This window comes from Streptomyces sp. A0958 (assembly GCF_004795035.1).
Lineage (GTDB): Bacteria > Actinomycetota > Actinomycetes > Streptomycetales > Streptomycetaceae > Streptomyces.
Window position 1 is genome coordinate 39,195 of record NZ_SSBK01000034.1, and the last position, 13,362, is coordinate 52,556.

Genomic DNA, 13,362 nt, shown 5'->3' on the forward strand with positions numbered 1-13,362 from the left:
CGAACGTGGCCACCATCAACAAGACCGCAGAAGTCCCGTCCGCACGCTCGGGTGACGACTACGTCGGGCCCCTGCTCGATGTCCGTGACCTGCACGTGGAGTTCCACACCCGCGACGGTGTGGCCAAGGCGGTCAACGGTGTCAACTACAGCGTGGACGCCGGTGAGACCCTCGCCGTCCTCGGTGAGTCCGGCTCCGGCAAGTCCGTGACGGCGCAGGCCATCATGGGCATCCTCGACATGCCGCCGGGGAAGATCCCGCAGGGCGAGATCCTGTTCCGCGGCCAGGACATGCTCAAGATGTCCTACGAGGAGCGCCGGAAGATCCGCGGCCAGAAGATCGCGATGATCTTCCAGGACGCGCTGTCCTCGCTGAACCCGGTCCTCACCGTCGGCTACCAGCTCGGCGAGATGTTCCGGGTCCACCAGGGCCTGTCCAAGAAGGAAGCCAAGGCCAAGGCCATCGACCTGATGGACCAGGTCAAGATCCCTGCCGCCGCGGCTCGCGTCTCGGACTACCCGCACCAGTTCTCCGGCGGTATGCGCCAGCGCATCATGATCGCCATGGCGCTGGCCCTGGAGCCGGACCTGATCATCGCGGACGAGCCGACCACCGCGCTCGACGTGACCGTCCAGGCCCAGGTCATGGACCTGCTCGCGGAGCTCCAGCGCGAGTACAACATGGGCCTGATCCTGATCACCCACGACCTCGGGGTCGTCGCGGACGTCGCCGACAAGATCGCGGTGATGTACGCGGGCCGGATCGTCGAGACCGCCCCGGTGCACGACATCTACAAGGCGCCCGCCCACCCGTACACCAAGGGTCTGCTGGCCTCGATCCCGCGCCTGGACCAGAAGGGCCAGGAGCTCTTCGCGATCAAGGGCCTGCCGCCCAACCTGCTGCACGTGCCGACGGGCTGCGCCTTCAACCCGCGCTGCACCATGGCGCAGGACATCTGCCGTACGGACATCCCGCCGCTCCACGCGGTGACCGAGCAGGACGGCACCGAGCTGGCCGGCCGGCGCAGCGCCTGTCACTTCTGGAAGGAGACGATCCATGGCTGACATCAACAAGGAGCCCGTGGACGCCACCCCCAACGTCTCCGACGTGGAGACCGTCGACGCGGCCACCGAGGCGGAGGCCGTAGCCGCCATCGACGCGCCCGTGTCCCAGGGGGAGCCGATCCTCCAGGTGCGCAACCTGGTCAAGCACTTCCCGCTGACCCAGGGCATCCTGTTCAAGAAGCAGGTCGGCGCGGTCAAGGCCGTGGACGGCATCTCGTTCGACCTGTACGCGGGCGAGACGCTGGGCATCGTGGGCGAGTCCGGCTGTGGCAAGTCCACCGTCGCCAAGCTCCTGATGACGCTGGAGCAGGCCACCGCCGGCGAGGTCTTCTACAAGGGCCAGGACATCACCAAGCTGTCCGGCCGCGCGCTGAAGGCCGTGCGCCGCAACATCCAGATGGTCTTCCAGGACCCGTACACCTCGCTCAACCCCCGTATGACGGTGGGCGACATCATCGGCGAGACGTACGAGATCCACCCAGAGGTGGCCCCCAAGGGCGACCGGCGGCGCAAGGTGCAGGACCTCCTGGACGTCGTGGGCCTCAACCCGGAGTACATCAACCGCTACCCGCACCAGTTCTCCGGCGGCCAGCGCCAGCGCATCGGCATCGCCCGCGGCCTCGCGCTCAACCCCGAGATCATCATCTGCGACGAGCCGGTCTCCGCGCTCGACGTGTCGGTGCAGGCGCAGGTCATCAACCTGATGGAGAAGCTCCAGGACGAGTACAACCTCTCCTACCTCTTCATCGCGCACGACCTGTCCATCGTCCGCCACATCTCGGACCGGGTCGGCGTCATGTACCTCGGCAAGATGGCCGAGATCGGTACGGACGAGCAGATCTACGACCACCCGACGCACCCCTACACCCAGGCGCTGCTGTCGGCGGTCCCGGTCCCGGACCCGGAGGCCCGCGAGGGCCGCGAGCGGATCATCCTCTCCGGCGACGTCCCGTCCCCGGCCAACCCGCCGTCGGGCTGCCGCTTCCGCACCCGTTGCTGGAAGGCCCAGGACAAGTGCGCCGCCGAGGTGCCGCTGCTGGCGATCCCCGAGCGCTTCAAGTCCTCGCAGACCCCGGCCGCCCACGAGTCGGCCTGCCACTTCGCGGAGGAGAAGAACGTGGTGCACGCGGCCTGACGCGTACACCTGCGGTTCTCCCGGTACACCGGACCCCCCGCGCGCCCGCAAAGGGCGCGCGGGGGGTCCGGTGTTTCCGCGACCGAACGCCGGCCGGAGGACGTCCGGCGGCGGAGGCCTACTTGTACTGAATGCCCCAGAGGTTTTCGTTCTTCTTGACCGGGGCGACGTTGTTGCTCTTCTTCCAGAGCTTGGTCTTCTTGCAGCCGGTGGAGGTGGAGTGCAGGCGGTACTTCGTGACGCTGAACCCCTTGGCCGAGTGGTACATCATCAGTCGGCCTCGGGTCTTGCCCTTCTTCTTGGGGACCGTGGCCGTGTACGACCAGCTGCCCGACTTCGACCACGAGTAGCCGACCGAGACGCTGAACGAGGTGGACGCCTTGGCGAAGATGACGCCCGCTTCGGCGCCGACGGTAGCGGTGCCGGTGGCCGTCCACGTGCCGGTCTTCGTTGTCGTGTAGGTGGTGCCTATGCCCGGCTTCATCCAGTCGCTGTGCACATTGGTCGGGCGCCAGACCGTCTTCTTGTCGCCGATCGAGTAGATCGGGGTCTGGTCGCATGTGACCTTCGGTGCGGCCGAGACCGGGGCCGCTGTGACAGCGACGGTCCCCGCGCCGAGCAGTGCGGTAGTGACAACGGTACTGATGGCACGCTTCACGCAGTTCCTCCTGCGATGGGGTTTCTTGTGCGGTGCGCGTCACACGTTACGAGGTGACTCCCTTGCGGCGCGTGGGACTTGAGGGACTATTGAGCTTAATGATGAGGAAGGGCTCATTCCGCCCCCGGCCGGCACCACGGCGTTCCGGAGTACCCGCCCCGCAACCGCGAAGGCGCCCGGAACCATGTGGTTCCGGGCGCCTCTCCCCGTACCCGGGGAACAGGACTCGCGGAGCTCGGGTCGACAGGCCGACGCGTCCTATTCCTTCTGCGGGCCGGGCAGTGGCGGCCCCGCCGGGGCCGTGCGGGCCTTCGGTACGGCCGATGCGGTGCCGGCGGGCTCCTCCGGGTAGTGGCAGGCCGTCAGGTGGCCGTCCCGGCTGCCCGCGACCTGCACCAGCGGCGGTGTCTCGCTCGCGCACTTGTCCGTCGCCTTCCAGCAGCGGGTACGGAAGCGGCAGCCCGACGGCGGGTTGACGGGGGAGGGGACGTCACCGGTGAGCCGGATGCGCTCACGGGCCGGCACATCGTCCGCGGTGACCTCGGGTACGGCCGAGAGCAGCGCCCGCGTGTACGGGTGGCGCGGATTGCCGTACAGGTCCTCGCGGTCGGCGATCTCCACGATCCGGCCCAGGTACATCACGGCCACGCGCTGCGAGAAGTGCCGCACGATCGCCAGGTCGTGCGCGATGAACAGGAACGCGATGCCCAGCTCCTTCTGGAGCTTCTGCAGCAGGTTCACCACCTGCGCCTGGATCGACACGTCCAGCGCGGAGACCGGCTCGTCCGCCACGATCAGCTTCGGCTCCAGGGCCAGCGCGCGGGCCACCCCGATGCGCTGACGCTGACCGCCGGAGAACTCGTGCGGGAAGCGGTTGTAGTGCTCCGGGTTGAGCCCGACCGTCTCCAGCAGCTCCCGCACCCGGGCCTCACGGCCGCCGGGCGGCTCGATGCCGTTGACCTCCATCGGCGCCGAGACGATCTTGCCGACCGTCTGGCGCGGGTTCAGCGAGGCGTACGGGTCCTGGAAGATCATCTGGATCTCGGAGCGGACCGGAGCCAGCTGCTTGCGGGAGGCGTGGGTGATGTCCTGCCCGCGGTAGGTGATCCGGCCGGCGGTCGGCTCCAGCAGCCGGGTGACCAGCCGGCCCGTCGTGGACTTGCCGCAGCCGGACTCACCGACCAGGCCCAGGCTCTCGCCTTCGGAGACCGTGAAGTCCAGTCCGTCCACAGCCTGGACGGCCCCGACCGTCCGCCGGATCGGGAAGCCGCCCTTGATCGGGAAGTGCTTGGTGAGTCCGGAGACGTCCAGGAGGGGGTCGGTGCTGCTCATGGTGGAAAAGTCCCGTCTCTTGTACGTCAGTTGGGCCGGGTGCCGGCGAAGTCGTCGAAGAACTCCGCGCGCTGCTCCGGCGTCAGGTGGCAGGCGGCCCCGCGCCCGGACACCAGGTCCAGCGGAGGCTGCTGGGCCGAGCAGCGGTCGCCGCCGACCTGCTCGGTGAACGAGCACCGCGGGTGGAAGCGGCAGCCGGTCGGCGGGTTGAGGAGGCTCGGCGGGGTGCCGGGGATCGGCGAGAGGGGTACGTCCACCGGCCCTTCGAGGGTGGGCATGGAACCCAGCAGCCCCCAGGTGTACGGGTGCTGGGGCGCCCGCAGCACCTCTTTCTTCGTACCGCGCTCCACGCAGCGCCCGCCGTACATCACCAGCACGTCGTCCGCGATGTCCGCGATGACGCCGAGGTCGTGGGTGATGAAGATGATCGCGGTGCCGAACTCCTGCTGGAGGTCCTTGAGCAGGTCCATGATCTGGGCCTGCACGGTGACGTCCAGCGCGGTCGTCGGCTCGTCGGCGACCAGCAGCGCGGGGTCGCACACCAGCGACATGGCGATCATCGCGCGCTGGCGCATACCGCCGGAGAACTGGTGCGGGTAGTCGTCGACGCGCAGGTTCGGCTGCGGGATGCCCACCTTGGTGAGCATCTCCACGGCCCGCGCCCGTGCCTCCCGCTTGGAGGCGCCGGTGTGCTTGCGGAACGTCTCACCGATCTGGGCGCCGATGGTGTGGTACGGCGACAGCGAGGCCAGCGCGTCCTGGAACACCATGGCCATCTTGTTGCCGCGCAGCCGCTCCAGCTCCCGTTCGGACGCGGCCAGCAGGTCCTGCCCGTCGAGCAGGATCTCGCCCTCGATCTCGGTGTGGTCCGGGTGGTGCAGACCGAGGATGGCCAGGTTGGTCACGGACTTGCCGGAGCCGGATTCGCCGACGATGCCGAGGGTCTTGCCGCGGTCGACGTCGAAGGACAGCCCGTCGACGGCCTTGACCATGCCGTCTTCGGTGGAGAAGTGCACGCGCAGATCGCGTACGGAGAGGAAGGGGGTGCTCACTGGATCTCTCCCTAGGCGAGGCGGACGCGTGGGTCGATGAGGGCGTAGACGGCGTCGACGACGATGTTGAACACGACGATCGCCGCCGCCGCGACCAGGACGACACCGAGGATCATCGGCAGGTCGTTGTCGTTGACGGCCTTGATCGAGAGGGCGCCGATGCCGTGCAGGCCGAAGACCTTCTCCGTGATGATCGCGCCGCCGAGCAGCAGGCCGATGTCGAGACCGAAGATGGTCACGATCGGGCCCATCGCACCGCGCCAGGCGAACCGGAAGAACACCGTGCGCCGGGACAGGCCCTTGGCGCGGGCGGTGCGCACGTAGTCCTCGCTCATCGACTCGACGAGCTGGGAGCGGGCCATACGCGTGTAGTTGGCGGTGAAGATCAGCGCCAGCACCAGCCAGGGCAGCAGCAGTCCGGAGAACCAGCCGGCCGGGTCCTCGGTGAACGGGACGTCCTTGGGGCGGTTGAGGATGTGCCACTGGTCGGTCAGGTAGTACATGGCGACCACGCCGACGATGTAGATCTGCATCGAGGAGCCGATGAGCGAGGCCGAGGAGGCGACCTTGTCCAGCATCTTGCCCTGCTTCACCGCCGCCAGCATGCCGGTGCCCACGCCGAAGACGACGAAGACGACCGAGCTGCCGACGGAGAGGGAGAGCGTCGTCGGGAAGCGGTCCAGGATGGTGCCGAGGACCGGCTCGCGGTTGTGGAACGAGTAGCCCAGGCACGGGGCGGGGCAGTGGCCGAACGAGGTGTAGTCGCGGCCGACGAACACGCCCTGGAGCCAGTGCCAGTACTGCACCGGCAGTGGGTCGGCGATGCCGAGGTTGCGCTTGACCAGCGCCAGCGTCTCCGGCGTGCACACCTTGCCGCAGGCCACACGAGCGGGGTCGCGGGGCGCGACGTAGAAGAGGACGAAGGTGATGGCACTGATGATCAGCAGGATGACCAGTGCGCCGATTGCCCGGCGGATGAGGAAGCGGAACATGGCGATGGATTTCCCTGGCAGACGCCGACGAGGGGGAGGGGGGCGGGCGGGGCGCCACACGGGCGCCCCGCCTCTGGAGTGTCGGCTCAGGCCTTCACGAACAGCTTGTAGATCACGGCCGAGGAGTACTGCGGGTCGAACATCGCCCCGCCGACCTTCGAGCCGTACAGGTAGAAGCGGCGCTGGAACGTCTCGGGGATGATCGGCGCCTCCTCCGTCATCATCCGCTTGTCGAGCGCGGCCCACTGCTTGCCGGCCTCGACCGGGTCGGGGATGGTGACGTTCTTCTTGATGGCCTCGTTGACCCAGTCGACGTTCAGCTGCGAGATGTTGTTCGCGCCGTTGGCGATGGTGCCGCCGTCGAACAGCGGCTGCATCAGGGTGTAGCCGGTCGGCCAGTCCGGGGCCCAGCCGAACCACATCACGTCGAACTTGTTGTCGATCTGCTGGATCTGGTCGTAGTAGCTGGAGGAGTCCAGCGGCTTGAGGACCGGGTTGAAGCCGGCCGCCTTGAGGGCGTTCTCGATGACGACCTTGGTCTTGTCGTAGATGTTGCTCTGCGGGAAGGCGTAGACGATCTTCTGGCCCTCCTTGCCCGCCTCCTTCAGGAGCTGCTTGGCCTTCTCCGGGTCGCCCTGCGGCTTCTTCAGCTTGCCGTAGACGTCGTCCTTGGCGTAGCCCATGATGTCGGGGCTCAGGATGGACGTGGCGTAGTCACCGGCCGACGGGCCGCCGTAGATCTTGCGGATCTGCTCCAGCGGCCAGGCGTGGATGAGCGCCTGGCGCACCTTCAGGTCGGTGATCCGCTTGGTGTTGATGGCGTAGTAGTAGACGCCGGTGAGCAGTCCGTTGAAGGTGCGCTTCTTCAGCTCCGGGTCGGTGAGGACCTTCTGGATGCGCTCGGCCGGGACGCCGCTGTACGCCATGAAGGCGTACTGGTCGTCGCCGGAGTCGGCGATCAGGCGGTCGGCGGCCTGGAGCGACTCCGGACCGAACTCGAAGGCGAAGCTGTCCGGGTAGGCGTTGCGGATCGAGTCCGTGTTCGGGTCCCAGTGCTCGTTGCGCACCAGCGTCATCGACTTGTCGATGGAGTGGGCCTTGATGCGGTACGGGCCGGCCGAGACCGGGTCCTTGTCGTACTTCTCCTTGCTGTCGCCCTTGACCGGGACGGCGCCGTAGGAGGTCATCGCCAGGGTGAAGTTGAAGTCGGGGCGGGCCTCGGCGAGTTTGAAGGTGATGGTCTTCGCGGAGGCGTCCGTCACGATCGATTCGAGGTGCTTGCCGCCGTACGGGCCCTTGTACTTCCCGCGGAAGTCGGTGGAGCCGGTCAGCGCCTGCTGGGCGTAGCCGGCGCCCTCGGTGGTGAAGCTGGCGAAGCCCCGCTCGATGCCGTGGCGCACGTCCTCGACGGTGAGCTCCTTGCCGTCCTCCCACTTGAGGCCGTCCTTCAGGGTGAAGGACCAGGACTTGCCCTCGTCGCCCATGGTGCCCGCGTCGGTGGCGAGGTCGCCGACGAGCTTCATCGAGCCGTCCGTGGCGATCTTGTAGCCGGTCAGGCAGCGGATGAGGAGATTGCCGATCTCCGAGTTCCACGAGTAGTAGATGCGCTGCGGGTCGAGGTGGGAGAAGTCGTCCGGCCCGATACCGCGGATCGTCCCGCCCTTCTTGGCGCCCGCGATCTCGGGCGCGGGGCCCGTCGAGTCCTCCTTGGTGCCGACGACGACCGAGCCGGTGTACTTGTCGGCGCCGCCGTGGCCCTTGCTCGTGCCCTTGTCGGTGTTCGAGCTGCCGCTGCTGCAGGCGGAGAGCACCATCGAGCCGCCGGCCGCGACCGACGTGGCGATGACGAAGTTTCTGCGGGAGAGAGACATGGCTTCCTGCTCTGGTCGAGTGGAGAAACGATGGTTCATCCGGGTGGGCCCCGTCGCCCGTCCGAAGTACGGCGTTTTCAGCGGGTTCAGCGCTTGGTCTTCGGGTCCAGTGCGTCACGCACCGAGTCGCCGAGGAGGTTGAAGGCGATCACGAAGATCACCATCGTGGCGCCGGGGAAGAGCATGAACGTGATGTCGCTCTGGTAGACGTCCGAACCGCGCTGAATCATCACGCCCCAGTCCGGGGTCGGTGAGGTCAGCCCGACGCCCAGGAAGGCGAGACCCGCCTCCGCCGTGACGTACGCGGGCAGCGCGAGAGTGGCCTGGATGAGGATCGGCGTCCAGAGGTTGGGCAGCAGTTCCTTGAAGATGATCCGCGCCGGGGACGCGCCGGTGACCTTGGCGGCCTCGACGAACTCGCGCTCGCGCAGGGCCAGCACCTCGCCGCGCAGCAGGCGGGCGATGGAGGCCCAGCCGAAGGCGGTCATGACCGAGATGAGGGTGACGACGGTCAGCCAGACCGGTGTGTTCTCCTCCGGGTCGACCAGGATCGAGATCATCACCGGCCAGAAGGCGATGAAGAAGAGCGTGGAGGGGAAGGCCAGCAGGATGTCGATGACCCGGCCGACGAGGTAGTCCGTCTTGCCGCCGAGGTAGCCCGCCGTGATGCCGACGGCGATGCCGATGACGGTGATCAGCAGTGTGGTGGCCGCGGCGATGAGCAGGGAGTTGCGCATGCCGTAGAGCAGGAAGGTGAAGACGTCCCGGCCGAGTCCGGGCTCGATGCCGAACCAGAAATCGCTGCTGATCCCGCCATTGGGAAGGACCGGGGAACCGAAGTCGTCCAGCAGGCTGGTGTCGTTCTGCCCGTACGTCGTGTACGGGTCCTTTCCGTACAGCTTCGCGATCAGTGGGGCGGCGATGGCCACCACGAAGAAGAAAATGACTACATAACCGGAAATCACGCCGGTACGGTCACGCTTGAAGCGGCGCCAGGCCAGCTTTCCCGGTGACCGGCCGTCGCCTCCCTTGTTCGGGGGGACGTCCGGCATCGCCGGTGCCGTCACATCGGCCGCCTCAAGAGGGGCTGCTGCGTTCGAGGTTGGAATCGTCATGGTGCTCCTGGCCCGGAGGGTCGAAGGACTCCGCAGGGCACACCCACGGGCTACCCGGACCTTTTCAACGCAATTCACGCAGGGTCAATGAAAGTCAGTCCGCCTTGAAGTGCTCTTTGGAAGCTTGACCCGTGCATGACCTGTCTGTGGCCTTGTATTTACCTTTCATTTACCTATGCCAGAGCATATTGGCCTGCAAAACACTTCAATTCGGGCATTGAGTCCGATATCCGGGCGGTGTTGTCTCGGAATTCGTACATCCGGATATGGCGCTATGGGGCCGATGCGTGTTCGTTGCTCCGCCGTTATCGCTTCGCCGCTTGTCAGGGGCGGTGAGGGGCCTTCATGGGCCTGTCGTGTACGCGTCGGAAATCTCGTTCCGTGGACGTCCGACGGGGGCGGCGCGCCTCCTGTCGTGCCCGAATGGGGGGAGTAGATATGCGTACGCCCCGTTATGAGGTGATATTTGACCTCACGTAAGCCGGAGCACTAAGAGGAGGCACTCCATGCGCGGAGCCACACACGTCAAGTGGGCCGCATGCGCGGCGGCCGTCGCCCTGGCGGCGACGGCCTGCGGCGGGGGCGACAGCGGCGGCGGTGGAGGTGGCGCCGACGGGATCGTGAGCTCTTCCTGGGGTGACCCGCAGAACCCGCTGGAGCCGGCCAACACCAACGAGGTGCAGGGCGGCAAGGTGCTCGACATGATCTTCCGGGGTCTCAAGAAGTACGACCCGAAGACCGGCGAGGCCACGAACATGCTCGCCGAGAAGATCGAGACCAAGGACAACCAGAACTTCACCGTCACCGTGAAGGACGGCTGGACCTTCAGCAACGGCGAGAAGATCACCGCCAAGTCCTTCGTGGACGCCTGGAACTACGGCGCCCTGCTGAAGAACAACCAGAAGAACGCCTACTTCTTCGGCTACATCGACGGCTACGACAAGGTCCACCCCGAATCCGGCAAGGCAAGCGCCACCAAGCTCTCCGGCCTCAAGCTCGTGGACGGCAAGACCTTCACCGTCAAGCTGACGCAGAAGTTCTCCCTGTGGCCCGACACCCTCGGCTACCCGGCCTTCGCCCCGCTCCCCAAGGCCTTCTTCACCGACCACGCGGCCTGGGTCTCCAAGCCGATCGGCAACGGCCCGTACACCATCGACAAGTACACCAAGGGCTCCTCGATGAGCCTGCGCAAGTGGGACGACTACCCCGGGGACGACAAGGCGCAGAACGGCGGCATCGACCTCAAGGTCTACACCGACAACAACACCGCCTACACCGACCTGACGGCCGGCAACCTCGACCTCGTGGACGACGTGCCCGCCTCCCAGCTCAAGAACGTCAAGTCGGACCTCGGCGACCGCTACATCAACACCCCGGCCGGCATCATCCAGACCCTGGCCTTCCCCTTCTACGACAAGAAGTGGGACACCCCCGGCGGGATCAAGGTCCGCCAGGGCCTGTCGATGGCGATCAACCGCGACCAGATCACCAGCCAGATCTTCCAGAAGACCCGCACCCCCGCCTCCGACTGGACCTCCCCGGTCCTCGGCGAGGAGGGCGGCTTCAAGAAGGGCCTGTGCGGCAAGGAGTGCACGTACGACGCCGCCGAGGCCAAGAAGATGATCGAGGACGGCGGCGGCATTCCCGGCGGCCAGCTCAAGATCTCGTACAACGCGGACACCGGCTCCCACAAGGAATGGGTCGACGCCGTCTGCAACAGCATCAACAAGGTCATGGGCGACAACAAGGCGTGCGTGGGCGCCCCCGTCGGCACCTTCGCCGACTTCCGCAGCCAGGTCTCCCAGCAGAAGCTGCACGGCGCCTGGCGCGCGGGCTGGCAGATGGACTACCCGCTCATCCAGAACTTCCTGCAGCCCGTGTACTACACCAACGCCTCGTCCAACGACGGCAAGTGGAACAACAAGCAGTTCGACGACCTCGTCAACAAGGCCAACGCCGAGTCCGACAAGGCCAAGGCCGTCTCCACCTTCCAGGACGCCGAGAAGGTCATGGTCAAGCAGATGCCGGTCATCCCGCTCTGGTACCAGAACGGCAGCGCCGGCTACTCGGATCACGTCACCAACGTCTCCCTGAACCAGTTCAGCGTCCCGGTGTACGAGCAGATCAAGGTCAAGTAGCGGTCGAAGCCGGGTGACCGGTGCGTTCCCCGCACCGGCCGCCCGGCTTCCCCGTCCCCGCGACTCCACATCCTCCGTCCCCGCGACCCCCGGAGCCCCTCATGGGACGTTATGTGATCCGGCGGCTGCTGCAGATGATCCCGGTCTTCTTCGGCACCACGCTGTTGATCTTCCTCATGGTGAACGTGATGGGTGACCCCATCGCGGGTCTCTGCGGCGACCGCCAGTGCGACCCGGCGACCGCCGCCCAACTCCGTACGGAATTCGGCCTCGACAAGCCGGTCTGGCAGCAATACCTCACCTACATGGGCAACGTCTTCACCGGCGACTTCGGCACCGCGTTCAACGGGCAGAAGGTCACCGAGCTGATGGGCACCGCCTTCCCCATCACCATCCGCCTCACCCTCGTCGCGATCGTCTTCGAGATCGTCATCGGCATCAGCCTCGGCGTCGTCACCGGCCTGCGCCGCGGCCGCCCCATCGACACCACCGTGCTGATCCTGACGCTGATCGTCATCTCGATCCCGACCTTCGTCACCGGCCTGCTGCTCCAACTGCTGCTCGGCGTCGAGTGGGGCGTCATCAAACCGTCCGTCTCCACCGAGGCCCCGCTGAACGAGCTGCTCATCCCCGGCCTCGTGGTCGCCTCCGTCTCCCTGGCGTACGTCACCCGGCTCACCCGGACCTCGATCGCCGAGAACACCCGCGCCGACTACGTCCGCACCGCCACCGCCAAGGGCCTGCCCAGGCGCCGCGTCGTCATCCGGCACCTGCTGCGCAACTCGCTGATCCCCGTCGTCACCTTCATCGGTACGGACGTGGGCGCCCTGATGGGCGGGGCGATCGTCACCGAGCGGATCTTCAACATCCACGGCGTCGGCTACCAGCTCTACCAGGGCATCCTGCGCCAGAACTCGCAGACCGTCGTCGGCTTCGTCACCGTCCTGGTCCTCGTCTTCCTGGCGGCCAACCTGATCGTCGACCTGCTCTACGCCGTACTCGACCCGAGGATTCGCTATGCCTGAGCAGACACCGGACGAGGCGATCTCGCCGGCCGGGGCCGGCGGGCCCACGGACCTCGCGCTCGCGGAGGGCGACAGCCTGGAGAAGTCCCCCGGCGGCCCCGACGGGACGGGGCCCGACACCAAACCGCAGAGCCTGTGGTCCGACGCCTGGCGCGACCTGCGCCGCAACCCCGTCTTCATCATCTCCGCGCTGATCATCCTCTTCCTGGTGGTCATCTCGATCTGGCCGCAGCTCATCGCCTCCGGCGACCCGCTCGACTGCGACCTCGGCAAGGCCCAGCAGAGCTCCCGGCCCGGCCACCCCTTCGGCTACGACGGCCAGGGCTGCGACGTCTACACCCGTGTCGTCCACGGCGCCCGCAACTCCGTGACCGTCGGCATCTGCTCCACCCTCGGCGTCTCCGTGATCGGCAGTGTCCTCGGCGGCATGGCCGGCTTCTTCGGCGGCTGGTGGGACGCGATCCTCTCCCGCCTCACCGACGTCTTCTTCGGCATCCCCGTCGTCCTCGGCGGCCTGGTCTTCCTCTCCGTGGTGACCAGCTCCACCGTCTGGCCGGTGATCGGCTTCATCGTGCTCCTCGGCTGGCCGCAGATCGCCCGCATCGCCCGCGGCTCCGTCATCACCGCCAAGCACAACGACTACGTCCAGGCCGCCCGGGCACTCGGCGCGTCCAACGCGCGCATGATGCTGCGGCACATCGCACCGAACGCCATCGCCCCGGTCATCGTCGTCGCGACCATCGCCCTGGGCACGTACATCGCCCTGGAGGCCACCCTGTCGTTCCTCGGCGTCGGCCTGAAGCCGCCCGCCGTCTCCTGGGGCATCGACATCTCCGCCGCGTCCCAGTACATCCGCAACGCCCCGCACATGCTCCTCTGGCCCGCCGGCGCGCTGGCGGTCACGGTGCTCGCCTTCATCATGCTCGGCGACGCGGTGCGCGACGCCCTCGACCCCAAGCTGCGCTGAGGAGTCCGCTGCC

At 67.1% G+C, this 13,362-nt stretch carries 11 protein-coding genes; 5 read left to right on the top strand and 6 right to left on the bottom strand.

All coding sequences use genetic code 11. The annotated features are described in order from the left end of the window. The first annotated feature begins 5 nt into the window (after positions 1-5). Together E6P78_RS26320 and E6P78_RS26325 are read left to right on the top strand one after the other, a co-directional pair. On the top strand, positions 6-1,064 hold the full coding sequence (locus E6P78_RS26320) for an ABC transporter ATP-binding protein (RefSeq protein ID WP_136206134.1): 1,059 nt from the start codon (positions 6-8) through the stop codon (positions 1,062-1,064). Continuing rightward, on the top strand, positions 1,057-2,199 hold the full coding sequence (locus tag E6P78_RS26325; RefSeq protein ID WP_136206135.1) for a dipeptide ABC transporter ATP-binding protein: 1,143 nt from the start codon (positions 1,057-1,059) through the stop codon (positions 2,197-2,199). Before E6P78_RS26320 ends, E6P78_RS26325 begins: the two co-directional genes overlap by 8 nt. Positions 2,200-2,317: 118 nt before the next feature. Here E6P78_RS26325 and E6P78_RS26330 read toward each other — a convergent pair whose 3' ends face one another. From E6P78_RS26330 to E6P78_RS26355, 6 genes are all read right to left on the bottom strand, one after another. After that, on the bottom strand, positions 2,318-2,857 hold the full coding sequence (locus tag E6P78_RS26330; RefSeq protein ID WP_136206136.1) for a hypothetical protein: 540 nt from the start codon (positions 2,855-2,857) through the stop codon (positions 2,318-2,320). A 258-nt stretch (positions 2,858-3,115) separates the two neighbouring features. Continuing rightward, positions 3,116-4,189 (bottom strand): dipeptide ABC transporter ATP-binding protein, encoded by a 1,074-nt coding sequence (locus E6P78_RS26335; RefSeq protein ID WP_136206137.1) that lies wholly within the window; start codon positions 4,187-4,189, stop codon positions 3,116-3,118. A gap of 26 nt (positions 4,190-4,215) precedes the next feature. Continuing rightward, the gene (locus E6P78_RS26340; protein ID WP_240799385.1) at positions 4,216-5,181 is read right to left on the bottom strand and encodes an ABC transporter ATP-binding protein; all 966 of its coding nucleotides are present in this window, start codon (positions 5,179-5,181) and stop codon (positions 4,216-4,218) included. A 71-nt stretch (positions 5,182-5,252) separates the two neighbouring features. Then, positions 5,253-6,233 (bottom strand): ABC transporter permease subunit, encoded by a 981-nt coding sequence (locus E6P78_RS26345; protein ID WP_136206139.1) that lies wholly within the window; start codon positions 6,231-6,233, stop codon positions 5,253-5,255. An 86-nt stretch (positions 6,234-6,319) separates the two neighbouring features. Then, positions 6,320-8,104: an ABC transporter substrate-binding protein gene (locus E6P78_RS26350; protein WP_136206140.1), complete on the bottom strand. Its 1,785-nt coding sequence runs from the start codon at positions 8,102-8,104 to the stop codon at positions 6,320-6,322. A gap of 86 nt (positions 8,105-8,190) precedes the next feature. Next, positions 8,191-9,156 carry an ABC transporter permease gene (locus tag E6P78_RS26355; RefSeq protein ID WP_136206169.1) on the bottom strand — a complete coding sequence of 322 codons (966 nt, stop codon included), beginning with the start codon at positions 9,154-9,156 and terminating at the stop codon, positions 8,191-8,193. Positions 9,157-9,725: 569 nt separating this feature from the next. Between E6P78_RS26355 and E6P78_RS26360 the strand changes: the two genes are divergently transcribed. From E6P78_RS26360 to E6P78_RS26370, 3 genes are all read left to right on the top strand, one after another. Then, positions 9,726-11,357: an ABC transporter substrate-binding protein gene (locus E6P78_RS26360; RefSeq protein WP_136206141.1), complete on the top strand. Its 1,632-nt coding sequence runs from the start codon at positions 9,726-9,728 to the stop codon at positions 11,355-11,357. A gap of 101 nt (positions 11,358-11,458) precedes the next feature. Continuing rightward, complete coding sequence (locus tag E6P78_RS26365) at positions 11,459-12,382, top strand: ABC transporter permease (RefSeq protein WP_136206142.1); 924 nt, start codon at positions 11,459-11,461, stop codon at positions 12,380-12,382. After that, positions 12,375-13,349, top strand: coding sequence for an ABC transporter permease (locus E6P78_RS26370; protein WP_136206143.1), 975 nt, complete (start codon positions 12,375-12,377; stop codon positions 13,347-13,349). The genes E6P78_RS26365 and E6P78_RS26370 overlap by 8 nt, the downstream gene beginning before the upstream one ends. The last annotated feature ends 13 nt before the right edge of the window (positions 13,350-13,362 follow it).